The following is a 25,956-nucleotide window of genomic DNA, read 5'->3' as shown; positions in this document are numbered from 1 at the left end:
AGTAATCTGGTGAGAATGGTCTTATTCAGATAGGTAGGTTAGCTTTTTAAAGGAGATAAGCATGTATAACGATGTTCCTGTTTTTGATTATGAAGATGTCCAGTTAATCCCCAATAAATGTATTGTAAAAAGCCGGTCTGAGGCAGATACATCAGTGGTATTTGGTGGACACACTTTTAAATTACCAGTAGTTCCAGCCAATATGCAAACGATTTTAAATGAAGAATTGGCGGAAGAACTCGCAAAAAATGGGTATTTTTACATTATGCACCGCTTTGACGAAGAAGCTCGTAAGCCATTTATAGCTAAAATGCACGCTCAAGGCCTCATTGCTTCTATCTCAGTTGGAGTGAAAGATTATGAATACGATTTTGTGACCTCACTTAAAGAAGATGCTCCTGAATTTATTACCATTGATATTGCACACGGTCATTCTGATTCTGTTATCAATATGATCAAACACATCAAGGCTGAATTACCTGAAACCTTTGTCATTGCTGGAAACGTCGGAACGCCAGAAGCTGTTCGTGAATTGGAAAACGCTGGTGCAGATGCGACAAAAGTGGGTATCGGTCCAGGTAAAGTCTGTATCACTAAAGTGAAGACTGGTTTTGGTACAGGTGGTTGGCAACTAGCGGCCCTTCGTCTTTGTGCCAAAGCTGCGCGTAAACCCATTATCGCAGACGGTGGGATTCGCACACACGGCGACATTGCCAAGTCCGTTCGTTTTGGGGCAAGCATGGTCATGATCGGTTCACTCTTTGCCAGTCACAACGAGAGCCCAGGTGAAACCATTGAAGTAGACGGTAAAGAATTTAAAGAATACTACGGTTCAGCCTCCCAATTCCAAAAAGGCGAATACAAGAACGTTGAAGGTAAGAAAATTTTATTGCCAACCAAAGGCAGTATCTTCGAGACCTTGACAGAGATGCAGCAAGATTTGCAAAGCTCTATTTCCTATGCTGGTGGTCGGGATCTGGAAAGTTTGACACGAGTTGATTACGTCATTGTTAAAAATTCCATTTGGAATGGTGATTCCATTTAGTGACTTGCAAAAGCAACTAAATTTTGTTTTAATAGTATCAAACACTGAAGGAGTAGCGCAATGAAGTTATTAGAAGACCGTATTCTAAAAGATGGTCAGGTTTTAGGTGAAAATATCTTAAAAGTCGATTCGTTTTTGACCCATCAAGTCGATTTTTCACTGATGAAGGAAATTGGAAAAGTATTTGCTGAACATTTCAAAGCCTCAGGCATTACAAAAGTAGTGACCATCGAAGCTTCAGGTATTGCACCTGCGGTTTATGTGGCAGAAGCCCTGAATGTTCCAATGATTTTTGCGAAAAAATCAAAAAACATTACCATGACTGAGGGGATTTTAACCGCAGAAGTCTACTCTTTCACGAAACAAGTGACGAGTCAAGTTTCTATCGCTGGAAAATTCCTGTCTCCTGAGGATAAGGTTTTGATTATTGATGACTTTTTAGCCAATGGTCAAGCAGCAAAAGGATTGCTTGAAATCATTGACCAAGCTGGAGCTAGTGTTGAAGGCATTGGTATTGTCATTGAAAAATCCTTCCAAGATGGACGAAAATTACTAGAAGATGCAGGACAAACTGTTGTTTCCCTTGCTCGTATTGAAAAATTTGAAAACGGTCAAGTCGTCTTTGCAGAAGCTGATGCTTGATGAAGAAAAAAGGAAGCACTGAATAGAGTGTTTCTTTTTTTAATCTTAGTCCAATCATTTGAAAAATATGGTATAATAGTAAAAGATTTGAAAGAAAAGGAGTTTGTATGCATTTAATATGGTCTTATCTTAAATCAAAACGCAAATGGTTAGCCTTAGATTTTCTAGGTGGCTTTTTATTTGTCGTTGTGAATCTTGGGATGCCAACAATTTTAGCACGTATGATTGATGAGGGCATCACAAAAAATAATCCTGAACGCCTCACGTTTTGGGCGTTTATCATGTTTGTAATCATTGTTTTAGGGATAGCTGGTCGCGTTTTTTTGTCTTATGCATCCGGAAAATTAACGACAACTATGATTAAAGAGATGCGAATGGACATGTACGCAACCTTACAAACGTATTCCCACAATGAATATGAAAAAATTGGGGTTTCCTCACTTGTTACTCGTATGACGAGCGATGCGTTTGTGTTGATGCAATTTGCTGAAATGAGCCTTCGAATGGGTGTTGTGACACCACTGATGATGATTTTTTCAGTTGTCATGATTTTGCTTACGAGTCCTTCTTTAGCGTGGATTGTTGCTGTTTCCATGCCGTTTCTGGTTGCAGTTGTGGCATATGTTGCTACCAAAACACGGCCAATATCTACAAAACAACAAGAAACGTTGGATAGAATCAACCAATATGTTCGTGAGAATTTGATGGGGCTTCGGGTTATTCGAGCATTTGCACGAGAAGAATTTCAAGAAGAACGATTTGGAGAAGCGAATCAGACTTATTCAGCGATTTCAAAACGCTTGTTTATCTTGACCGGTTTAACAGAACCTCTTTTTGTACAGATCATTATTGCCATGATTGTTTCGATTGTTTGGTTCGCTTTAGATCCCTTATCAAGAGGAAATCTGCAAATTGGGGATTTAGTCGCTTTTATTGAATACAGTTTCCATGCACTGTTTTCGTTCTTGATTTTTGCCAATTTGTTTACCATGTATCCAAAGATGTCTGTGTCAAGTGCGCGGATTCAAGAAGTACTGGATATGCCTATTTCGATTTCTCAAAATGAAGATGGTATTACTGAGACAGAAACCCATGGCTATTTAGAATTTGACAATGTTACCTTTGCTTATCCTGGTGAAACAGAAAATCCAGTTCTTCATAACATATCTTTTAAAACAAAACCTGGTGAAACGATTGCTTTTATTGGCTCAACTGGATCTGGAAAATCATCACTTGTCAACTTGATTCCACGTTTTTATGATGTAACGCTAGGGAAAATTCTTGTTGATGGAGTAGATGTTCGGGATTACAATCTAAAAGCACTTCGTCAGAAAATCGGTTTTATCCCTCAAAAAGCCCTTTTGTTTACTGGAACTATTGAAGAAAATCTAAAATACGGTAAACCAGATGCTAGCTATGTAGAATTAGATGAAGCGACTGAAGTGGCCCAGGCAAAAGAATTTATTGCTAGCCGTGAAGAGGGATACGAAACTCACCTAGCAGAAGGGGGAAGTAATCTTTCAGGTGGTCAGAAGCAACGCTTGTCCATCGCTCGGGCTGTCGTTAAAAAGCCAGATATTTATATCTTTGATGATTCATTTTCAGCTTTGGATTATAAGACAGATGCAACATTGCGCAAACGTCTGAAAGAAGTAACGGGAAATGCAACTGTTTTGATTGTAGCCCAACGTGTTGGCACAATTATGGATGCAGACCAAATCATCGTTTTAAACGAAGGAGAAGTAGTTGGTCGCGGAACACATGAGGAACTCATGGCGTCCAATACCATTTACCGTGAAATTGCAGATTCGCAACTAAAAAATCAAACATTTGAAGAAGGAGGGGCATAGCATGAAACAACAATCCGTTTTTCTACGTCTATGGGATTACTTAAAACACTATAAAGGCTCCCTCTTTTTAGCTGTTTTCCTAAAGATTGTGGCAGCAGTGATGAATGTTTTGGAACCCTTTGTTCTTGGTTTGGTCATTACAGAATTGACCAGCAATCTATTGGATATGGCAAGAGGTGTTGAAGGTGCCGCAATCAATACACAATATGTATTTTGGGTCTTGGTACTTTATGCCATCCGTGCGCTTTTTTATGAAATCGGAGCTTATGGTTCTAACTATTTCATCACTAAAACCGTTCAAAACAGTATTCGAGACTTGCGAAATGATTTGAGTATCAAAATCAATCAAATTCCTGTCTCTTATTTCGATAAAAATCAATTTGGTGATATGTTGGGACGTTTTACAAACGATGTCGAGACGGTCGCCAATGCTTTACAACAATCTTTCTTGCAGATTGTGAATGCCGTGCTCAGTTTGACCTTGGTCATCTGCATGGTCCTCTACCTTAATTTCCAATTGGCCTGGGTTGTCATTTTGAGCATGCCGATTACATTTTTCTCGGCGCGCTTTATTCTTAAAAAATCCCAGCCTTATTTCAAACGCCAAGCCAATGTTTTGGGGAAAATGAATGGTTTTGTGCAAGAAAACTTAACAGGATTCAATGTTTTAAAGTTATATGGTCGCGAAGAAGCCTCTACAAAGGAATTTTCAGAGATTACTGATGAATTACAAGATGTTGGTTTTAAGGCCAGTTTTATTTCAGGGATTATGATGCCCGTATTAAATGGAATTTCTGATTTGACCTATCTTTTAGTTGCCTTATTAGGAGCTTTGCAGGTCATGGCTGGCAAGATGACCATCGGGAACATTCAAGCTTTTGTTCAATATGTCTTCCAAATTAGCCAACCGATTCAAACCCTGACTCAGTTAGCGGGTGTTCTCCAAAGTGCTAAATCATCATTGGAACGGATTTTTGAAGTTTTAGACGAGACTGATGAAGAGACAAGAGCTACTGAAAACCTTGAAAAAGATTTGACTGGTCAAGTCAGCTTTAATCAAGTTGACTTTCAATATGTAGAGAACAAACCTTTAATTCGTGATTTTAATTTAGAAGTGAGTCCGGGTGAAATGGTTGCCATTGTTGGTCCAACTGGAGCTGGAAAAACCACTCTGATTAATTTATTGATGCGATTTTATGATGTAACCAAGGGCAGTATAACAGTTGACGGCCATGATATCCGCAACTTATCACGCCAAGAATACCGTCAACAATTTGGTATGGTCTTACAGGACGCTTGGCTTTATGAGGGAAGCATCAAAGAAAATCTTCGTTTCGGAAATCTCAAAGCAACCGACGACGAAATCATCGAAGCAGCTAAAGCTGCCAATGTCGATCATTTTATTCGAACCTTGCCTGGGGGCTACAACATGGAGATGAATCAAGAATCCAGTAATATCTCTCTTGGCCAAAAACAGTTGTTAACCATTGCACGCGCACTTCTAGCTGATCCGAAAATCTTGATTTTAGATGAAGCAACCTCCTCTGTTGACACACGTCTGGAATTGCTGATTCAAAAAGCCATGAAACGCTTGATGGAAGGCCGGACTAGCTTTGTCATCGCTCATCGTCTTTCGACCATTCAAGAAGCAGATAAAATCCTTGTCCTAAAAGATGGTCAAGTCATTGAACAAGGCAATCATAACAGCCTGCTTGCAGATAAAGGATTCTACTACGAACTTTATATGAGTCAGTTTAGCCAATCAAAAGAAGCATAAAAATAAGACCAGATGCCTGGTCTTATTTTCGTTTCATCTCACCTTGAGGGAAGTAAGTGCCTTCTTTCAAGTCATTGATAAAGACATGAATGGCTTCCTTGCTGGCTCCAGTATGTTTGCTGACAACTTCTGTCACCTCTTTGGCAAGGGCAATCTTTTGCTCGTCTGAACGTCCCTCAAATAAATCAATTTTCACAAATGGCATCGTAACAATCCTCCTATTGGTTTATACCATTTTATCATATTATACTCGATTATGGTACAATGAAACGAAAACAGGAGAAGCAGTATGAAAAAGAAAAATACAATCCTAATAGATAGTTTGGTGCTAGTCCTATCCTTTCTCATTTTAAGATGGATTTTTATGAATTTTTTATATAACCGGTTTGTTTCTATTTTTGGATTCCCAGCATCTGGAGTTGATTTTTGGCGTCCCTTAGGAGCGATTCTTCTCTTAACGCTTGTCTTTTTTGTGAGTATTAGGCTACTCTATAAAGGAAAAATCAATCGCCCATCCTATTTGTTCTTTATTTATCCTACTTTCTCATTCTAATCTATGCCTTATTGTTCAAAAATATTGGCTTAAAAGGATGGAATTGGGATTTAATAGCCTATTTTCGTGATATGCTCCAGATTGATGTCTTTGTGCCTGTTCTTAATGTCCTAATTTTTATTCCAATGGGAGCCTTAATGCGGTTTCGTCCAAGAATTCTATGCTACTTTATCATCTTTATTTTCTGCATTGAAGGTCTGCAATACCTCCTTTCGCTAGGATTTTTTGATATCGGTGATATTGTCACCAACACTGTTGGCTTTGTGATTGGAAATGGTTTAAATCCTTATATTCAAAAATACATTACATCTAAAAGCTAGTCTATTTTGACTTGCCTTTTTTCTGTCTAAAGACATGATTTTGTGTTAAAATAGAATGAGTGACTTTATTAGAATGGAAAAGAAAAAGTGGCACAACTATACTACAAATATGGCACTATGAATTCAGGAAAAACCATTGAAATCTTGAAAGTAGCCCATAATTATGAAGAACAGGGAAAACCTGTTGTCATCATGACCAGTGCTCTGGATACCCGTGATGGATTTGGCTTAGTTTCGAGCCGTATCGGGATGCGGAGAGAAGCGATTCCGATTGCGGATGATACCGATATTTTTGCTTATATCTCCTCCTTGCCTGAGAAACCCTATTGTATTTTAATTGATGAGGCTCAATTCTTAACCAGACCTAATGTTTATGATTTGGCTCGGGTTGTCGATGATTTGGATGTTCCAGTTATGGCCTTTGGCTTAAAAAATGACTTCCAGAATCATCTTTTTGAAGGTTCCCGAGAACTATTACTCTTAGCAGATAAGATTGAAGAAATCAAAACGATTTGCCAGTATTGCTCCAAAAAAGCGACCATGGTTTTAAGAACAGAAAATGGGAAACCCGTCTATGAAGGAGCACAAGTCCAAATCGGTGGCAACGAGACCTATATCCCGGTTTGCCGCAAGCACTATTTTAATCCTGAGATACCAAAAGGAGAATAAGAAAAAATGAATATTTACGATCAATTACAAGCGGTCGAAGATCGTTATGAAGAATTAGGAGAATTGTTGTCCGATCCAGCCGTTGTCTCAGACACCAAACGTTTTATGGAGTTGTCTAAAGAAGAAGCGGGAACACGTGATACTGTAACAACCTACCGTGAATACAAACAAGTGATTCAAAACATTGCTGATGCAGAAGAAATGATCAAAGATGCCGGTGGCGATGCTGAATTGGAAGAGATGGCCAAGGAAGAACTCAAAGAATCCAAAGCTGCTAAAGAAGAATACGAAGAGAAACTCAAAATCCTTCTCTTACCAAAAGATCCTAACGATGATAAAAATATCATCTTGGAAATCCGTGGTGCAGCAGGTGGGGACGAAGCTGCTCTTTTTGCAGGTGATTTACTTCAGATGTACCAAAAATTTGCCGAAGGCCAAGGCTGGCGCTTTGAAGTGATGGAAGCTTCCTACAATGGTGTCGGTGGTATCAAAGAAGTTGTGGCCATGGTATCTGGACAATCCGTCTACTCAAAACTTAAATACGAGAGCGGTGCCCACCGGGTACAACGTGTTCCAGTAACCGAAAGCCAAGGCCGGGTCCACACGTCAACTGCAACAGTATTGATTATGCCTGAGATTGAAGAAGTCGAGTACGATATCGATCCGAAAGATCTTCGGGTTGATATTTACCACGCCTCTGGTGCTGGTGGACAGAACGTCAATAAGGTTGCAACAGCTGTTCGTATTGTCCATTTGCCAACCAACATCAAGGTGGAGATGCAGGAAGAACGGACACAGCAGAAAAACCGGGATAAGGCTATGAAAATCATCCGGGCCCGTGTAGCAGACCATTTCGCACAGATTGCCCAAGATGAACAAGATGCAGAGCGGAAATCAACGGTTGGTACAGGAGACCGTTCAGAACGGATTCGGACCTATAATTTCCCGCAAAACCGCGTGACGGACCACCGTATTGGCTTAACCTTGCAAAAATTAGACACGATTTTATCTGGAAAATTAGACGAAGTCGTTGATGCACTCGTTCTTTACGACCAAACACAAAAATTAGAAGAGTTGAACAAGTAATGAATTACGCGCAGCTCTTTGCACACTACGAAAAAAAATTGAGCTTGATAGGTGAGGAACCTGAAAGTCTCAGTTACATCTTTAAAGAGAAAAAAAACATCTCAACTACTGATTTTTATCTGTCTCTCCGCCAAGAAGTGACCGAGGCAGATGCAGCCTTACTGGAAGATAGTTACCAGCAGCTGGCTAAACATATTCCTGCACAGTATGTCCTTGGTTATGCATATTTTTCAGATATGAAGTTGAAAGTCGACAACCGCGTCTTGATTCCTCGACCAGAAACAGAGGAATTGGTTCAGCTCATTTTAGAAGAAAATAAGGAGCATAACCTTAAGGTCTTGGATCTCTGTACAGGTTCAGGAGCTATTGGACTTGCCCTTAAAAAAGCAAGACCAGCTTGGGAAATCGTAGCCAGTGATATTTCTTCTGCGGCATTAGAGGTTGCTAGAGAGAATGCGAACGTTCAGAATCTAGATATAAATTTCATTTTATCAGACCTTTTTAATGAGATTTCCGAACAGTTTGATATGATAGTATCAAATCCACCTTATATTGCTCCTGAAGATCAGCATGAAGTTGGATTGAACGTCTGGCATTCAGAGCCTCATTTGGCCTTATTTGCTGAGGATAATGGACTAGCGATCTATCAAAAAATAGCCGAGCAGGTATCCGATTATCTGGTGGAAGATGGAAAACTATATTTTGAAATCGGCTATAAACAGGGACCAGACTTGGTACACTTACTCACCAAGGAATTTCCCAAAAAGCGCGTTCGTCTCTTAAAAGATGCATTTGGCTTGGATCGAAAGGTGGTGATGGACAGTGAAAAACTGTTTGCAAACCATTAAAGATGGCGGAGCGGTTATTCTACCAACAGAAACGGTGTATGGTCTGTTTGCAGATGCATTAAAGGAAGCAGCTGTTAATCATGTTTATGATTTAAAGCAACGTCCTAGAGACAAGGCGATGAACTTAAATGTATCGAGCTTAAAGGATATTGTTCGGTTTTCTAAAGAACAACCACCCTTTTTAGAAAAACTGTTTGCTCATTTCTTACCAGGACCTTTGACCATCATTTTAAAAGCCAATGAGCAGGTGCCGACTTGGATAAACTCTGGCTTGGACACGATCGGTTTTCGTGTTCCGAATCACCCTGTGACACTGAAAATCATTGAAGAGACAGGACCTTTGATTGGCCCATCTGCCAATCTTTCTGGGCAATCAAGTGGGCAAGTTTTCACAGAGATTCAAGATCAGTTTCAGGTTGCACTCAATGGGATTGAAGATGATAGCTATTTATCTGGTCAAGATTCCACCATTTTAGACTTATCAGGCGACCGTGCTCGGATTTTAAGACAAGGTTCCATTACCAAAGAAGCATTATTGTCTATTGTTCCAGACTTGCCTTTTTAAACCATCACTTTATACCATATCAAAGGAGAAGACATATGATTTTTGATAAAGCAGACTACAAAACATTTGATAGTGAATTATGGAATGCCATTGCAGCAGAAGAAGACCGCCAACAGCACAATATCGAATTGATTGCATCAGAAAATGTCGTGTCAAAAGCAGTCATGGCTGCACAAGGTTCTATTTTAACCAATAAATATGCAGAAGGCTATCCAGGGAAACGCTATTATGGTGGTACAGAAGTAGTAGATGTGATTGAAAACTTGGCCATTGATCGTGCTAAAGAAATTTTCGGTGCGCAATTTGCCAATGTTCAACCGCATTCTGGTAGCCAAGCAAATGCTGCTGCTTATATGTCTTTGATTGAACCGGGAGATACAGTTCTTGGGATGGATTTATCTGCTGGTGGTCATTTGACACATGGTGCACCTGTTAACTTTTCAGGAAAAACCTATAATTTTGTAGCTTATGGCGTTGATAAAGAAACAGAGCAACTCGACTATGAGGCTATTTTAGCACGCGCTAAAGAGGTCTCTCCAAAATTGATTGTAGCTGGTGCTTCAGCCTATTCACGTATCATTGATTTTGCAAAATTCCGTGAAATTGCGGACGCTGTTGGTGCCAAACTAATGGTTGATATGGCACACATTGCTGGCTTAGTAGCAGCAGGTCTTCATCCAAATCCCGTTCCGCATGCTCACATTGTTACCACAACGACCCATAAAACCCTTCGGGGTCCTCGTGGTGGATTGATTCTAACCAATGACGAAGAATTGGCAAAGAAAATCAATTCTGCTGTCTTTCCTGGTATTCAAGGTGGTCCACTAGAGCATGTGATTGCAGCTAAGGCAGTCGCATTCAAAGAGAATTTGGATCCGTCTTTCAAAGAGTATGCCCGCCAAATTATCAAGAACTGTCAAGCAATGGCAGCAGTCTTCCAGAAAGACGAGCAATTCCGAGTAATTTCAGGTGGAACAGACAACCATGTCTTTTTGGTTGATGTCACTAAGGTTGTTGAAAACGGTAAAGTAGCTCAAAACTTGCTAGATGAAGTTTGTATTACGCTTAACAAAAACTCGATTCCTTTTGAAACACTTTCACCATTTAAAACTTCAGGAATCCGCTTAGGAACAGCAGCAGTTACAGCACGTGGATTTAAAGAAGAGGAATGCCAATTGGTCGCTGAATTGATTATTAAAGCCTTGAAAAACGCAGATGATGAAACTGTCCTAGACGAAGTACGACAAGAAGTGCGCGCTTTAACCGACCGTTTCCCACTATATGAGAAATAATATGGATATTTATATAAAACAAGCCATTCTTCATCAGTTTAGTCCAGAAGATACTGAATTACAGCTATCTTCTTCTTTACTGACCATTACAGCCAAGATTGAAGAATACTTACGAAAAAAAATTGAACGTGTCTATTCAGACGAAGCGAAAACAGGCCAATTAGCAGTGGACAGTCCCTTTTTAGAGATGATCTCTCAGGACTTGATTGCAGCCTCTCACCAAATCGCTCAGCTTTGGAAAGAGGAATTTTTGGTTTCTGAAAATCAAAAAACAAATGATTTACTGTTTATTCTTTTTGAAAAAAACGGTAAGGAGAATGTTGCATTTCTGCGCATTGCGCTGAGAGAAAATTTGGTGCATATCGCAGACAATAGCGACAGTCCACTCAAATTGACTCAGAATAACCTGCCAAGTGCAGGAGCTGCACCTGACGAAGCAATTGTCGTTGAGTTGGCTTCTAGGAAATACCATTTAATTGAAAAACGCATCAAGTACAATGGTGCCTTTCTGAATTATTTCTCGGAAAATGTATTGCAGGACCAGCCAACGATTTCTCCAAAGAAATCAATTCAAGCGATCGAAAAGACTGCTCAGAAGATTGCAGATAATTTTCAGCAGGATGATTTTCAATTTCAATCCAAAGTCAAATCAGCTATTTTTTCTACTCTTGAAGAAGAAGGGGAACTTTCTCCTGAAAAATTAGCCAATCAGCTCTTTGATCAAAACTTGACTGCGCGTTTGACTTTTGTTGACCAGTTAAAAGAAGTTGTTCCAGAGACGATTAGCTTTCAAGAGATTGATAGCTCACGCCAACTGAAAAAATTTGAAAATCAAAAACTTTCCCTCTCCAATGGAATTGAATTGATTGTCCCGAATACTATCTACCAAGATGCTGAATCCGTTGAATTTATCCAGAATGAGAACGGGACCTATTCCATCTTAATCAAAAATATAGAAGACATAAAGAACCACTAATATGAAAAAATTAACAAGAACGATTTTCCTTGTCGTCCTTGTTTTTCTCGCTTATTATTCCTATAAAACTTGGCAAAATGTCAAGCAAGTGATGACCTACCAATCGATGGTCCAAGAAGTGCTTGCTGAAAATGATAGTCAAGCAAATGAGGAATTGATTCTAGCGATGATTTACACTGAAACGAAGGGGAAAGTAGCGGATGTTATGCAATCGAGCGAATCAGCATCAGGCTATGCCAATACCATTACAGATAGTAAAGAGAGTATTCGACAAGGAGTTGAGTACCTCAGTCAAAATTTGATGCTAGCAGAAAAAGCAAAAGTTGATGTCTGGACAGCAGTTCAAGCCTACAATTATGGACCGGCTTATATTGATTATATTGCTAAAAATGGAGGACGCAATACCATTGATCTGGCAACTACGTACTCAAAAGAGGTCGTAGCACCAAGCCTAGGCAATACAAGAGGAGACTCCTATACTTATTACCACCCGATTGCCCTGATGCATGGCGGAAAACTCTATGTCAATGGTGGAAATATCTATTACTCCAGACAAGTTTATTTCAATATGAAATTGATGAAACTCATGAATCTTATCTAAAACGAATCGAATAACAGGATTCGTTTTTTCTATTTATCAAAAAGTGCTATAATAGATGTAGTTAAGGGAGGAAAAAAGATGTCTCGAACAGTATTAGTCACAGGTGCGACAAGTGGTATTGGAAAAGCGATTGCGTTTGCTTTTGCCAAACAAGGGGATCGTCTGATTTTAATAGGTCGACGTACGGAACGACTCCAAGCTATCAAAGCAGAGCTTGAAAACGAATATGGTGTTACAGTATGGATGTATCAGTTGGATGTAACAGATCCTCAAGCCATTCAATCTGTTTGCCAAACCATTTTGTCCGATGTTCAAAAAATTGATATTTTAATCAATAATGCTGGTTTGGCTCTTGGTTTGGAAAAATTTTACGAATATAATAGTGAAGACATGTTAACGATGTTGGATACCAATGTCAGAGGACTATTATTGATGACACGCCAGATTTTACCCGCAATGGTAAAAGAAAATCATGGCCATATCATCAATATGGGCTCAACAGCAGGAATTTATGCCTATGCAGGAGCAGCTGTGTATGCAGCTACCAAATCTGCTGTAAAGGTCCTGAGTGATGGCATTCGCATTGATACCATTGAAAAAGACATAAAGGTGACCACGATTCAACCTGGAATTGTTGAAACGGATTTTAGTGAAGTGCGCTTTCATGGTGATAAGGAACGTGCGGCCTCAGTTTACCAAGGTATCGAAGCGTTGAAGCCAGAAGATATTGCCGATATTACCCTCTACATCGCTAACCAACCCAAACATGTTCAAATTTCAGACATTACCATAATGGCAACCCAACAAGCAACAGGATTTACCATTCATCGTCAATAATTTTTTAGGAGAAAATACCATGAAAAAGAAAAATAGCCTTCGTTTCTTAGCCGTTAGCAGCCTTGTATGTGTCAGTTTACTAACAGCCTGCTCTCAAAAAGCAAAAGAACTACCATCTGCATCATCCAATAAACCAAAAACAAGTCAATCTGTCTCCAAAGCGTCTTCGACTCCAGCAGATACATCCAAAACGACGGCAGCAACAAGTCAGGCGCAAACTCCTGTCGCAACAGGAATGGACCTTCAAGCAATTGCAAAAGGCGATTACTCCAGCATTTCTGGAACATGGCAAAACCAAAATGGAAGTGTCCTTGTTTTTAATCAATCTGGTTTTGTGAGTGGCCACACGTTCACATCAGCGGGACAGATTGAAGATCATATTTACAGTGTGGGTGTCTCTCCTCAGACTAGTGTCGGTGGTTTTCAACTGCTAATGATTCCTAAAAATGTGACTATTCCAGAAAAACTATTTGAGCCAGGGCATAGTGATACTTCAGACAAAACACAAGACCGAATGGTTGGAACACAGAATGCGCTATCTAAGGATTTCTTTATTGTCTACTATAAGGTATCTGACTCAACAGAAGCTCCTGTTGAGCCAAGTAAGCCAGTAAATAGTGGGGTAACTCTCTCAAGTGGTCAAGAAACAATTGATTACGCCAATGCCATTCTTGGTGAGTCTGGCTGGACTGTAATTGAAGATAACTACAATCGGACAAATGTCAATCCCTTTAATGTTGTCCAAAGCACAGAAGGCCATATCTACCGTATTTATCAAAACGGCGTTATTGAAGATGCTGACGGCTTTATCGTATACACACCATAAACGAATACAATCACTCTTGGAGAAGCTCCAAGGGTGTTTTTTTATCTCTAATAATTTTTTTAAATTGATTGGCAATTGGACTGCTGTTGGCTTAATTTAGGATGAGATAAAACAAGTTCACCACATTCTACTAATGAACTTGTTTGGGTGGTACTTTAAATTTTGTTAGCTTGGACATCAATCTATCTCGTCAAAGATTGATTTCCATTGAAAGAAATACCCCCTTTTTACTTCATTGAAGTTCATACAATACAGATTATTTACTTAGCTTTTCTCCTAAAAATGAATATTTTTAGGAGATTTTTTTTAAAAGAAGAGAATTGCTATATGATTATACTTTGAACAGTAAGAATGTAAACTATATGTTGTTGATATATAACAGATTTACTTTACTTTTGTACGAAAGGGGGAATAAACATGGCACTTTTTCGATCTATTGAACAGCTGTATTGAACCTTCTTCAGTAACTTTAGCAGGCATTCAGTTCTTCTCCGATACCCTCCAACAAACCATAAATGACAAAAGTAGCTGTCTATAAACAAGTCAGCAGTTCTATAATAAATAAAAAAACCGCTGAAAAAATGATTTCATGCGGTTATTTGAGTAAATAATCTCTACTCCCACTCAATAATTAAAAAATAGCATAAGTAATAGATTTATCAATAGCTAATAATGAATGTGGCAGGGAAATAGGCAGGGATATTTTAAGAATAGAAAAGTGAGGCTCCATGAACCAAAAAACAATAGTTATAAATTATTTATCTAAATATATAAAAGGGGAGATTCAAATTGAAGACATTAGCAACGAGAGTAATGTTTTTGACTTTATAGAATTAGATATAGATTTACTTCCTAGTGAGTATCTCAATCTTTTTCTAGAGAAGAGGGTTAAAGTAGATGGTTACATGTATGGCCTATTCTATATCTACTTTATAAGTTCACTAGATGCTACTCAAACAGGCATTCTAGTTGGAATAGTAAAAGAACATCTGCTACTAGAATATAAATTTTTACAGAAAGGGAAAGAAGATGTTTAGTCTAACATTGGTTCTAGAAGTGATAGCATTAATTGCTAAGTCTGTTTCAAACGAATTAAAGAAAAAGAAATAAAAACGTCTAAAATAAGTGTACCTATAATTGACAATAATCAGTTAGGTAAGTTATCTATAGAAATTGTAAAAAATACATGACAAAAAAGGGAGGACAGATGAAAATAGGATATATAAGGGCTTCTACTAAAGACCAAAACTTAGACAGGCAAATTGAAATGATGAGACAAGTCTGTGCAGATAAAGTTTTTAGTGAAAAAGTCAGCGGTAAGGATATGAACCGTAAGGAATTAGAGAATCTATTGAAATTTGTAAGAGAAGGTGATGAAATTATAGTAGCTTCTCTTGATAGATTAGGTAGAGATTACCAAGACATAAAAGAAATCGTTAGACAATTACAGCAAAAGCGCATCAAGTTAACTATACTTGATGCGCCTTTTTTAAATTTCGATACAGGAAATAATACACTAGATACAGCAATGTTTGATATGTTTCTATCATTATTAGGATATATAGCACAAAATGAGCGTGAAAAAATCTTAGAAAGACAACGCCAAGGAATCCAATTAGCTAAACAGCGTGGAGTTTATAAGGGACGTCCCATACAGTATCATGAAAATGCTAAAAATGCTAAGGATAGGTTAATCTATCAAAATATTAAGCGAATGCTTGAAGAAGGACTACCAGTTACACAAATAGCTAAAGAGAACGGTATATCAAGGCAGACAGTCTATATTATACAAAAAAGAATGAGATAAAGAGAAATACTTAATGACAAATATCAGACTTTTATGAAACTTTTGTCTAGGTCATTATACTATTGATTTGTCTTAGAAAGGATAGTTTAATTTAGATATAGGAGAAATTAAGAATGGCATTAGAAGAGACAAAACCTGATGATTGGAGTAAACTTTATATGGAGTTAGCTATATTAATAGGGAAAGAAAATGCTTTTCGTTTATACACTCATTACAAAGGAGCTTATATTAGTTTCCCCATGAGATTATTATCAAAGGACGGGTTACAAAGAATAGTATCTTCCGAGTATGACGGAACTAATTCAAGAGACATTGCAAAGAAGTATGGCTATTCTACTAGGCATATTAATAGAGTTATACAAGAATTAAATCATAGAAAATAAAAATGGAGCGTGAAAAAGATGTTTTGTAAAACATGTGGTAAAGAAGTAAATAAAAATGCTGACTACTGTTTAAGTTGTGGGGTGAATCCACAAGTTGGAAATGCATACTGTTATAATTGTGGAGTTGACATAAATCCAGAACAAGTTGTTTGTGTAGCATGTGGAGTTAATCTTGAAAAAATTGAATCTAACAGTTCTGATGGGAACGAAAGTACTAATATGTTCTGTAAAGGTTGTGGAAGTAAAATTCATGAGAAAGCTGAAATATGCACATCTTGTGGTATTAAACCTTTAAACGCTCATAATTTTTGTCAGCATTGTGGAGCTGAAACTAGAGAGGAACAAGAAATATGTACATCATGTGGTGTAAGAGTTAATAGTAAAGCAAGTGAGAAAGAAACATCTCGTTTTAAGAATACAGATTCTTCCTACAACTCTTACCCTCAATATTATCAAGCTGAGTTTTCTGCTATAGAAAATAGTAATGAACAATATCAAGGAAAGTTTAATTGGCCATCATTTCTTATTTGCCCAATTTGGTTAGTGTCAAAAGGTTTGTGGCAATTGGCATTAATAGTTTGTGCAACAGCTTTATTACCTTTTTTCGGAATGATTCTAAATATTCTATTTTGTTTCTTAGTTGGTCGTAAGGCAAATTATCTATATTATCGAAAAGAGAAGTATGGTGAGCAACTTCCAAAAGATTGGAAAATATTCCTAGACTTTAGCAATCGTAACTAGTAAATGTCGTCATACCTAGAAATACAGTACTTTATAGTGCTGTTTCTTTATTGTTTCCTTTATAAAAATTGATGGTATTTATATCATTTATCTAACAAGGAGTGAAAATACAAATAATAATGTGATATAATCTATTAAGAAAACACTTAATAAATTTATAGTGAGAACTCATTAAAAGAGAATACTTAAATTGGGAAATTATCTTATATTTTGTACTATTATAAATTTATATTTTTAGGAGAGTAGAAATGAAAAGTAAAGCACAAATAATTAAAAGTCTTATAACTGCAGGTATTGTTATTGTCGGCGCAAGTGGTATCTATTATGTATCATCGAACTCTGATGGTAACACCAATGGTGTTTTTGTAAAAGAAAATCAAGAAACAAAAGTAAAGAAAGAACTAAAATCTTTTGAAAAATCTATGACTAAATTTTTGCAGAAAGATGAGTACGATTCATTAAAATCATTACTAGAAAAATCCTCTAAAGACCTGCAGGAACTGCCCGAATTTATAGCTTTGAAAGAAGACTTAGAGGTAATTATCAAAGCTTCGGACATCTTGAAAAATAAAAAGACGGAAGATTACCAATCTATCATAGAAGAATTGAAATTACATACAGATAGCAATCTCCTCGTTAAACGTGAAGCTGAAGATTTGACTAAAAAAGTTAACACTCTTAAAGCAGAAGCAGATAAGAAGGCGGCTGAAGCTAAAGCAGCAGCTGACAAGAAAGCTCAGGAAGAGAGAGCTGCAGCAGAAGCAGCGGCAGCTCAAAAAGCAGCTGAAGAGCAAGCTGCAGCAGCGGCTGCTGCTCATGTTAACCCTGTTGATATGACCGATATTGCCCCTCTACCACCAGAGCTTCAAGGCTATAAACCAATAGCCGGAACTATCTATCCAGAAAATCAACGTGGTGACCTTGTGGGACTCCTTCATGGGAAAGCAGCTGGACATCAAGACGACCCTCATACTTTGATGCAACGTCTCCGTGAGAATACAGACATAGATGGTGAACGCCTCAATGTTATGGACCAATGGACTTATAACTATTTAAATGATTTATCCATTCGAGCTTATGCCTACTATGTAGGTAGTGATTTCCTTGATAATGAGTGGAGAGCATATTACCTCCGTTACGCAGGTACTATCAAGACCTACTTCTTTGGTATTGTGGAATAGGAGGGACTAGGATTCAAAAACTTAATTTACATATACTATTAATCTATCTAAATAAGGACACAGCATATCAAAAAGTGCTGTGTCCTTTAATATGTGCTATTTTGTAAGTGATAACTTGTCATAAAAGATAAAAATATCCTTTGTCACGGCAGTACGTAACAAAAAGGACTATGTTAATATATCATAGATTAGAAAGGAGAGTAAGATTAGCACTTGATATTGTCACTCTACTGTTAACCCAACAATGTTTTACACCAGTTAAAATTAAGCTAAAGAGGAGGAATTCAATGGTAAAAAAACAGTCAAATGTTAGCATCAAAATAGAAATTATAGAGTCCAGTAATAGACATCATCGCTATGTTCTAAGTAAACAATGGAGTAACAAACCCATGGTAACAGTCTTGACTCTTTATCCCAGTTCTAGTAATTTAGTAGAAGATGATATGACTATGATGTTGATAACTAACAATATTCATAAGTTAGGATATGGAGGTTTCTATAGTGTTAATTTATTTTCTAAATATAAGATTGATAAGAAAAACTATTTGAAAGCGACTAATGTGGATAATGACGACCACATATTAGAGTGCGTGAAAGAATCATCCGAGGTAATATTTGCTTATGGCTCATTACCTTTTAAAAATAAACAAGTGGCTCAACGACTCAGCGACGTATACAATTTACTAGAAAATAATCAATTGAATGAAAGAATCAAGTATTTAACAGATAAGCATCAAGAAAATTGTTTTCATCCATTAGCTAGTCAAGTAAGAGAAAAGTGGTATACTATGAATAGGGAGGAATAACATTATGACGATAACAATAAGAGAAATAAAAGAAAATATTTTTTATGTGAATAAAAGACAAAATGAATCTGAACAAGGGATAATGGTAAGAAAAGTAACAGTAGGGAATTTTTATACTAAGCATAATAATTCTTTTTACAGAAGGTTACTTGCTTGCATTATCATTCTGAAAAGCTCAAAAAAAATTCAAGAGGATTACCCTGAGTTATTTGGGGATATTATCAAGAGACTAGACAAGGAAGGTTTTCCCGATGCACTAGATCATTTGAGTAAATTAGATAAATATGTAAAGTATAATCGCAATAATATAGATGATACCCAAGTACCCAAACCAGTAGCTTATCTTCTATTTATGCTCGTTTCATTCTATAATTTAAATGGACTATTAAATGATTTTTATCTAATGTTTAGTCGTACTTTTGCGTATGAAAAGGAACAACTAGTCATTCAAAAATGGGATAGTCTGTTAAAAGATGATTTTTTATTATCAATGCTTATTTTCGGACTTGATGAACTAGAATTATCTGAGGATTCCTCCGAATACTTTGAATCACTTCAAGAAAAATATATAGAAAAGAGTAATTTTTACCGAGATGTCGTTCAAGAGAAAAAACTTATAGTTTCTAAATCTTTTGAGCAGTCAGTTAATACAAAAGTATTTCTTATAAAAGATGAAGATAAAGCACTTCTAAAGGAAAATGAAGTATTTGACAATCTAAAAAAGATGACACCTGAAGAAAGGAAACAGACCGAGGAGCTAATTTTAAGTTTATTTGTATTTAACATTTCACCAAGGCTACGACAGGAAATTGAGGAGAAATCCTATCTAAGTAGTCAAATTTCAAGCAAATCACTTACATTAGTAGATGCTATTAAAAAAACACATGTAAGAAAAGACCTAGAGGAATATCAATGGATTCAACCTTTAGAGCAAGCCTATAGATATATAGATGAGGATATCGCAGACTGTTTTGTAAATAAAGATATTCCTTATAAACTAATACCCTTCTTCCCTTTATCATAAAAATCCGATATTGTCAACCCTCTTCCTATACCCATGCAAGAGGGCTTTTTTTATGATAAAGATGTCTTATAATCTATGTACCTTTTGAAAAAAAGGAAATAAATTTTTTAGAGGTACTTATCATGAAAGATAATAATATTGCTACCAATTACGTGCGTCAAGTGCGTCGAAATGAAATATCGCAAGATATGATTATATCAGAAGTACAAAAAACTATAGGTGTATTAAGCGATTATGGTATTCGTAAAATTAACTTGCGCCTATTAGGTGAGGGAAAAACTGAAAATCAAGTGTGTCAAATTGATGAAATTGATGTGTCTACAGTTGTGTCAAATGATATAAAGATTGCTTGCTATACAACATTCAATGAGATTGATGATGACTGTGAAACAGGAAGCATAGCAATCAAAGATAGCAATATTTCCTCCTATCGTTTTATGTTGATTGATGTAGACCCAGAACGACCAAGTGGCACCTGCGCTACAGAAACAGAAAAGCAATCAGCTATTACGATGACTAATAATATTTTAGAATGGTTTGAGACTAATGGCTTCGCACAAAAAAATATCATTGTTGCAGATTCAGGAAATGGTATGCACTTATTAGTTCCATTAAACTTTATACCAGCAAACAGTGCAAAAGTTATGGTAAAGGCGTTTTTGCACTTGCTTTCTAAGAAATTCTCAAACAAAGAATCTAAAATTGATACTACAGTATATAATCCTAGTCGTATTACACGTCTGTATGGAACTGTCAATTGTAAAGGGGAGGATATTTCTGAAAGGCCATATCGCCAAAGTAAATTACTAAAAATACCTAGCGAGATACCAGATGGTTTAAATAATGAGGACTTAAATTTATTACTTAAACTATTAAGAGACTCTCTTGAGGAGAAAGAAGTAGTAGTTTACAATCCAGAAGTCCATGAAGAAATTCCCTACATAGTAGCAAGAGGAAAGGAGTGGTTAGAGCATTATAATTTTGAATTCTCTACACCTAAAAAAGACGAATATGGTAATGAACTTTACCCATTCAAATGTTGTCCATTAAAAAATCACTCTAATAACAATTATGGAGCAAGTTTTACTATTACTAAATATGGAAGATGTCGGTTTAAGTGTCTTCATGAAAGTTGTTCCAGTAAAACAATTAAAGATTTTATGACTAAATACCCGTGTCCTAAAGAATTCCTAGTAGGAGCAAAATCTTCAAGTAAAGAAGTTCCAACTTTAGATGGGTTACTTGCAGGAGAAAAATATACTTACGGGGACTATGAGATTAGTAAATCAGGAATTAAGAAATTAAGTGATAAAAAGATTGAAACTCTTTCATCTACACCTTTCTTTATATCACAAAGCTTTCTTAATGTTGATACAAACCAATTTCAATATGAGTTACAGTATCTCATTCAAGATAGGAAAGGTACTCAGAAAATATCAGCTAGTACTTTATCGCCTTATAAAATATCTGATTTGACAAATTATGGAATTATTGTGGCATCAGCGCCACAAAAAGTAATTGAATATTTGAATTATCAGATAAATTGTGCGCCTATTCAAAATACACATTCCTACATAGGATGGAAGAAAAATCAGCAAAATAGACTAACATTTCGACTGAATAGAAGCTATGGTGATAGCGAATTAAGTCTATTAGCGGAAGATTCAATCTTTAAAACTTCAACCAAAGGAGTATTTGAAGAATGGAAACAAATGGTAGTAGATAACGTATTAGATAGTAATCTAGAGATTGCTTTATGCGTAGGATTCAGTTCCATTATTTTAGGGTATCTATCGGTTACAGATAAGCCAGATATCGGTAGTTTAATTATCAATTTCTATGGTAAATCTACTAGCGGTAAAACAACAGCCCTTCATTTAATCAACAGTATCTACGCTAATCCAGTGAATACTATATTTTCTTTTAATGCTACGCAAAATGCTTTGCTTGCTATACTGAATGAAAATAAAGGGGTTGTAACTACCATAGATGAGTTATCAGCTTCTAAGACGACTGACCTCTCAGAGTTATTATATCAGATAGGACAGGGACAAAGTCGCTTGCGATTAAGTTCAGCTTCGACCTTAAATCAGCAATTTAGATTTAACACTGTGATTGCTACCACGTCAGAAATTCCTATGGCAAAATATCTAAACTCCAATCAAGGACTACATATGCGCTATATAGAATTAACATCAGATATGGGGTGGTCAAAAAATGGAGAAGTTGCTGACGCAATTAAATTAAAATGCTCACAGTGTTATGGAGTGGCTAGCGATACATTCATGACAAAACTTTTTAAACATGAGAAAGGAGTTCATTACATAAGTGAAGTATATAGTTCAGCATATACTGAATTATTGGAAAAACTTCCAGATACTGAATTTAAAACTCGTATCGGTGCTTCCTATGCTATAATCTATACTTCAGCAATTTTAATTAAAGAATTGCTGAACATAGACATCACTGTAGAAAAAGTACGTGACTTTTTAGTGGAGACGGAAAAAGTAGCACTAGATAAACGAGGAGAAATCCCAAATAATTTGTATGATAAATTAGTGGCCTATACCTTGTCACATTCTAACTTATTCCATATTAAGGACAGTTATAGTAGAGGGGGAAATAAGGTAGGAGTTATTAAGCAGAACAAAGGGACGTACCGAGCTTTCTTCTTTAGAGATGAGATGGAAAAAGTACTGAAAAAAGATTTTTCTATATCTAACATAGAAAAAGCAGTTCAGTTTTTGAAAAGTCAAGATAAATTGGTTACCGATAAACGACGAATGACAAAATATCTCATCATTGAAAGTAACCGATTTCCTATGTACTGCATAGAACTACCAGCAGGATGGAAAAGAACTGCCATGGAATTTGGGATATTAAGGGAGTATTAAATGCAAATGATAGATTACACAGTATTAATGAAACTGGGTTATAAACAACATACAGCCAAAGGCATTATTAAACAAGCTAAAGCTTGGCTTGTGGGAAATGGGTATGAATTTTACCTCAATAAACGTTGTGGTGTTGTACCTGCGTATGCTGTAGAAAAAGTAATAGGAGTAAAACTTGAGGGGGAAGTTAGATGAGTAAAACAAAGTATCCTTGTGTATTTAAAAATGATAAGACTGGGTTCTATTACTATAGTGTAGAACTGGGAGTAGATAGAATTACAGGGAAACGAATTCAGAAAAAATCTTCTAAATCAACAAAAGGAAATCCATTTCGTACAGCTAAAGAAGCTTACGAGGAAGTAACCAAAATTAAATTAGAATATCATAAAGTGAAAAGGTACAGCGATTATGATATAACCTATGAACGGTTTATGGAGGAACACTATTTGCCAATGTATGAGAAAAGTGTTGAAAAAGGGACATGGATTTCTAAACAACCTGCATTAAAATTGTTAGTTCAGAGGTTTGGGAAAATTAGGCTGCGGGACATCACGCTAACAAACTGTGAGAAATTTAGAGTCTATCTCTTAACCCATGACCAATATTCTCAAAGCTATGCTTCTATGATTTATGGAGCGTTTAGAAAAACTTTAGACTATGCAGTCAAAATACAGTACCTCGAAATGAATATATCCAAACAAACGGATGCAATTTCTAAAGGACGAACAACTGTAGCTTATTGGACTAAAAAAGAGTTTGAAAAAGTACTGACAAGCTTCTACATCGATGACCTTTATGAACACATGTCCTTTATTGCAGTTTGGTTATACTATATGACTGGAATTAGAGTGTCTGAGGGGTTAGCACTAAAGTGGACGGATGTAGACTTAGAAAATAAAAAGTTACGGATACATGGGACTTTGGAGAGAAGAGGAAGAGCAGAATATGAAGTAAAAAACTATACGAAGACCGTAAGTAGTCAACGTATCATCTCTTTAGATGATACAACTGTTCAACTGTTGACGAAATGGAAGCAAAGACAGGAAAAACAGCACATATCTCCTTTTATTCTCAGTTATTCTAAAACACCCCTCTACCGTTCGACAATCAATAGAATTATCAAACGCCATGCCAATATTAGCGGTGTCCGTCCAATACAAGCAAAGGGGCTAAGGCATAGTCATGCAAGCTATCTCATTAATGAGCATAACATTGATGTCCTAGTGATTTCAAGAAGATTGGGTCACTCAAGTCCTGAGATAACGCTAAAACATTACGCCCACCTATGGTCTAGGAATGACGAAAGCGTAGCACAGGCTATAGAGGACGACATTATTATTAAGTATAGTATAGAAAGTAAGGTGAATTTTAAAGGAAACCAAAGCATAAAGAAAAAATAAACAAATAACCCCCAACGCATAAAGGTTAGCGTTGGGGGTTAAAAGCAGGGATAGAGGCAGGGAATAAGTTAACTAAAAGTTGCGATAAGTAAAATAACTTAACGTTAAATCCTTATAAAATCAATTGAAAAAAGATTGGAATAGAGGTTGACTTACTCCCACTCAACAGTTGCTGGTGGTTTGCTGGTGATGTCGTAGACGATACGATTGACGTGGTCCACTTCATTGACGATACGGGTTGAGATTTTCTTCAAGATATCCCATGGCAATTGAGCAAAGTCAGCTGTCATTCCATCGATAGAAGTGATGGCACGAATTGCAATGGTATAGTCGTAGGTACGTCCGTCTCCCATAACACCAACGGAACGCACGCCTGTGTTGACAGTAAAGTATTGCCATACGTCACGGTCTAAGCCAGCCTTGGCAATTTCTTCCCGCAAGATAGCATCCGATTCACGAACGGTTTCTAGTTTTTCTTCTGTGATTTCCCCCATGACACGGATAGCTAGTCCTGGACCTGGGAATGGTTGGCGCCAAACGATGTGGTCTGGCATACCAAGAGCAGATCCGAGTGCACGAACTTCGTCTTTGAAGAGCGTGTTAAGAGGCTCAATCAATTGGAATTGCATGTCTTCTGGTAGACCACCAACGTTGTGGTGTGATTTGATGGTTTGTGCTGTTTCAGTACCAGATTCAATGATGTCGGTATACAAGGTTCCTTGTGCCAAGAAATCAACATCTGTTAACTTGCTGGCTTCATCGTCAAAGACGTAAACAAATTCGTTACCAATGATTTTGCGTTTTTTCTCAGGATCAGAAACTCCTGAAAGAAGGTCCAAGAAACGTTTTGCAGCATCAACTCGAATGATATTCAAGCCAAATTTGCCACCTAACATGTCCATAACTTGGTCACCTTCGTTTTTCCGAAGCAGTCCATGGTCTACAAAGATACAAGTTAATTGGTCACCAATTGCACGTTGCAAAAGAACCCCAACAACAGATGAGTCAACGCCACCTGATAAGCCAAGAAGAACTTTTTTATTGCCAACGGTTTTGCGAATCTTCTCGATTTCTGTTTCAATGAAGTTTTCCATGGTCCAATCGCCTTTGGCACCACAGATATTGATGGCAAAGTTTTTCAAAAGATCGTTACCGTAGACAGAATGACGAACTTCTGGGTGGAATTGAATACCATAGATTTTCTTTTCTGTATTCTCGATGGCAGCAAATGGGCAGTCAGCAGATAAGCCGACCAAATGGAAATCGGCAGGAATTTCTGTCACAGCATCGCCATGGCTCATCAAGACAAGCTGTTCTTCAGGAGTGCCGTTAAAGAGAGCAGATTCAGTTTTTAATTGAAGATTTGATTGACCATATTCACGATTTCCGGCTTGGCCAGCGGGTACCACTTTACCACCCAATTTGTGTGTAATAAGTTGCATACCATAACAGATCCCCAAAATCGGAATCCCCAATTCAAAAATTTCTGGATCAATGTCAAAAGAATTTTCAGCGTAAACTGAGTTTGGTCCACCAGAGAGGACAATACCGATTGGATTAATATCACGGACTTCTTGAGCTGTGATTTTATGGCTTTTTAGCTCAGAAAATACTCCGAATTCACGAATACGGCGCGAAATCAATTGATTGTATTGGCTACCGTAATCTAGAACGATAATTTTTTGGATGTCTTGTTTCGTCATCTTTTTACCTTTCATTTTGAAAAAATATCACTTTTCACATCTTATTTTAACACAAAAACGAACAATTTGCTGAAAGAATGGTGAAAAAAAGAGAATTTTGGTAAAATAAAGAAGAGAAAAGCGAGGAATG

General features: G+C 37.0%; 27 protein-coding genes. 25 read left to right on the top strand and 2 right to left on the bottom strand.

What is annotated here, in order from left to right; genetic code table 11:
- Positions 1–61: 61 nt before the first annotated feature.
- The 4 genes from guaC (at position 62) to ACVR1I_RS05350 (ending at position 5,314) form a co-directional block, all read left to right on the top strand.
- Positions 62–1,045 (top strand): GMP reductase, encoded by a 984-nt coding sequence (gene guaC, locus ACVR1I_RS05365; protein WP_447442966.1) that lies wholly within the window; start codon positions 62–64, stop codon positions 1,043–1,045.
- A 60-nt stretch (positions 1,046–1,105) separates the two neighbouring features.
- A complete protein-coding gene (locus ACVR1I_RS05360; protein WP_447442965.1) occupies positions 1,106–1,687 on the top strand; it encodes a xanthine phosphoribosyltransferase in 582 nt (193 codons plus the stop codon).
- 107 nt (positions 1,688–1,794) lie between these two features.
- Complete coding sequence (locus ACVR1I_RS05355) at positions 1,795–3,537, top strand: ABC transporter ATP-binding protein (protein WP_447442964.1); 1,743 nt, start codon at positions 1,795–1,797, stop codon at positions 3,535–3,537.
- A gap of 1 nt (position 3,538) precedes the next feature.
- Positions 3,539–5,314: an ABC transporter ATP-binding protein gene (locus ACVR1I_RS05350; protein ID WP_447442963.1), complete on the top strand. Its 1,776-nt coding sequence runs from the start codon at positions 3,539–3,541 to the stop codon at positions 5,312–5,314.
- A 22-nt stretch (positions 5,315–5,336) separates the two neighbouring features.
- On the opposite strand, the gene ACVR1I_RS05345 is transcribed toward ACVR1I_RS05350, so the two are convergent.
- Positions 5,337–5,519 (bottom strand): 4-oxalocrotonate tautomerase, encoded by a 183-nt coding sequence (locus ACVR1I_RS05345; protein WP_447442962.1) that lies wholly within the window; start codon positions 5,517–5,519, stop codon positions 5,337–5,339.
- An 84-nt stretch (positions 5,520–5,603) separates the two neighbouring features.
- Between ACVR1I_RS05345 and ACVR1I_RS05340 the strand changes: the two genes are divergently transcribed.
- The 21 genes from ACVR1I_RS05340 (at position 5,604) to ACVR1I_RS05240 (ending at position 24,123) form a co-directional block, all read left to right on the top strand.
- The gene (locus tag ACVR1I_RS05340) at positions 5,604–5,867 is read left to right on the top strand and encodes a hypothetical protein (RefSeq protein WP_447442961.1); all 264 of its coding nucleotides are present in this window, start codon (positions 5,604–5,606) and stop codon (positions 5,865–5,867) included.
- An 11-nt stretch (positions 5,868–5,878) separates the two neighbouring features.
- Positions 5,879–6,187, top strand: a complete 309-nt coding sequence (locus ACVR1I_RS05335) for a VanZ family protein (RefSeq protein ID WP_447442960.1) — start codon at positions 5,879–5,881, stop codon at positions 6,185–6,187.
- A gap of 87 nt (positions 6,188–6,274) precedes the next feature.
- On the top strand, positions 6,275–6,856 hold the full coding sequence (locus tag ACVR1I_RS05330) for a thymidine kinase (protein ID WP_447442959.1): 582 nt from the start codon (positions 6,275–6,277) through the stop codon (positions 6,854–6,856).
- 6 nt (positions 6,857–6,862) lie between these two features.
- A complete protein-coding gene (prfA, locus tag ACVR1I_RS05325; RefSeq protein WP_447442958.1) occupies positions 6,863–7,942 on the top strand; it encodes a peptide chain release factor 1 in 1,080 nt (359 codons plus the stop codon).
- Positions 7,942–8,790, top strand: coding sequence for a peptide chain release factor N(5)-glutamine methyltransferase (gene prmC / locus ACVR1I_RS05320; protein ID WP_447442957.1), 849 nt, complete (start codon positions 7,942–7,944; stop codon positions 8,788–8,790). Before prfA ends, prmC begins: the two co-directional genes overlap by 1 nt.
- Positions 8,765–9,355, top strand: a complete 591-nt coding sequence (locus ACVR1I_RS05315; RefSeq protein ID WP_447442956.1) for an L-threonylcarbamoyladenylate synthase — start codon at positions 8,765–8,767, stop codon at positions 9,353–9,355. The genes prmC and ACVR1I_RS05315 overlap by 26 nt, the downstream gene beginning before the upstream one ends.
- Before the next feature lie 35 nt (positions 9,356–9,390).
- The gene (glyA, locus tag ACVR1I_RS05310; protein ID WP_447442955.1) at positions 9,391–10,647 is read left to right on the top strand and encodes a serine hydroxymethyltransferase; all 1,257 of its coding nucleotides are present in this window, start codon (positions 9,391–9,393) and stop codon (positions 10,645–10,647) included.
- A gap of 1 nt (position 10,648) precedes the next feature.
- Positions 10,649–11,623: a nucleoid-associated protein gene (locus ACVR1I_RS05305; RefSeq protein WP_447442954.1), complete on the top strand. Its 975-nt coding sequence runs from the start codon at positions 10,649–10,651 to the stop codon at positions 11,621–11,623.
- A 1-nt stretch (position 11,624) separates the two neighbouring features.
- Positions 11,625–12,224: a lysozyme family protein gene (locus tag ACVR1I_RS05300; protein ID WP_447442953.1), complete on the top strand. Its 600-nt coding sequence runs from the start codon at positions 11,625–11,627 to the stop codon at positions 12,222–12,224.
- 78 nt (positions 12,225–12,302) lie between these two features.
- On the top strand, positions 12,303–13,061 hold the full coding sequence (locus ACVR1I_RS05295) for an SDR family NAD(P)-dependent oxidoreductase (protein ID WP_447442952.1): 759 nt from the start codon (positions 12,303–12,305) through the stop codon (positions 13,059–13,061).
- Positions 13,062–13,080: 19 nt separating this feature from the next.
- Positions 13,081–13,887: a DUF6287 domain-containing protein gene (locus ACVR1I_RS05290; RefSeq protein ID WP_447442951.1), complete on the top strand. Its 807-nt coding sequence runs from the start codon at positions 13,081–13,083 to the stop codon at positions 13,885–13,887.
- A gap of 728 nt (positions 13,888–14,615) precedes the next feature.
- On the top strand, positions 14,616–14,924 hold the full coding sequence (locus ACVR1I_RS05285) for a hypothetical protein (RefSeq protein WP_312221411.1): 309 nt from the start codon (positions 14,616–14,618) through the stop codon (positions 14,922–14,924).
- A gap of 170 nt (positions 14,925–15,094) precedes the next feature.
- Complete coding sequence (locus ACVR1I_RS05280; RefSeq protein WP_447443018.1) at positions 15,095–15,694, top strand: recombinase family protein; 600 nt, start codon at positions 15,095–15,097, stop codon at positions 15,692–15,694.
- 113 nt (positions 15,695–15,807) lie between these two features.
- Positions 15,808–16,077, top strand: coding sequence for a Mor transcription activator family protein (locus ACVR1I_RS05275; RefSeq protein ID WP_447442950.1), 270 nt, complete (start codon positions 15,808–15,810; stop codon positions 16,075–16,077).
- 18 nt (positions 16,078–16,095) lie between these two features.
- Positions 16,096–16,818 carry a double zinc ribbon domain-containing protein gene (locus ACVR1I_RS05270; protein WP_447443017.1) on the top strand — a complete coding sequence of 241 codons (723 nt, stop codon included), beginning with the start codon at positions 16,096–16,098 and terminating at the stop codon, positions 16,816–16,818.
- Positions 16,819–17,066: 248 nt separating this feature from the next.
- Complete coding sequence (locus ACVR1I_RS05265; protein WP_447442949.1) at positions 17,067–17,999, top strand: hypothetical protein; 933 nt, start codon at positions 17,067–17,069, stop codon at positions 17,997–17,999.
- A 287-nt stretch (positions 18,000–18,286) separates the two neighbouring features.
- On the top strand, positions 18,287–18,805 hold the full coding sequence (locus tag ACVR1I_RS05260) for a DUF1643 domain-containing protein (protein WP_447442948.1): 519 nt from the start codon (positions 18,287–18,289) through the stop codon (positions 18,803–18,805).
- A gap of 4 nt (positions 18,806–18,809) precedes the next feature.
- Entirely contained in the window at positions 18,810–19,829 is a 1,020-nt protein-coding gene (locus ACVR1I_RS05255; protein ID WP_447442947.1) for a hypothetical protein, read from the top strand.
- Between the two features lie 122 nt (positions 19,830–19,951).
- Positions 19,952–22,723, top strand: a complete 2,772-nt coding sequence (locus ACVR1I_RS05250; RefSeq protein WP_447442946.1) for a DUF927 domain-containing protein — start codon at positions 19,952–19,954, stop codon at positions 22,721–22,723.
- On the top strand, positions 22,724–22,918 hold the full coding sequence (locus ACVR1I_RS05245; RefSeq protein WP_447442945.1) for a DUF3173 family protein: 195 nt from the start codon (positions 22,724–22,726) through the stop codon (positions 22,916–22,918).
- Complete coding sequence (locus ACVR1I_RS05240; RefSeq protein ID WP_447442944.1) at positions 22,915–24,123, top strand: tyrosine-type recombinase/integrase; 1,209 nt, start codon at positions 22,915–22,917, stop codon at positions 24,121–24,123. The genes ACVR1I_RS05245 and ACVR1I_RS05240 overlap by 4 nt, the downstream gene beginning before the upstream one ends.
- A 152-nt stretch (positions 24,124–24,275) precedes the next feature.
- Here the strand turns inward: ACVR1I_RS05240 and guaA are convergent, their stop codons facing one another.
- Positions 24,276–25,826 (bottom strand): glutamine-hydrolyzing GMP synthase, encoded by a 1,551-nt coding sequence (guaA, locus tag ACVR1I_RS05235; protein ID WP_447442943.1) that lies wholly within the window; start codon positions 25,824–25,826, stop codon positions 24,276–24,278.
- Positions 25,827–25,956 lie beyond the last annotated feature (130 nt).

The sequence above is a fragment of the Streptococcus cameli genome (genome assembly GCF_053207365.1).
This window is presented reverse-complemented; position numbering and strand designations above follow the sequence as displayed.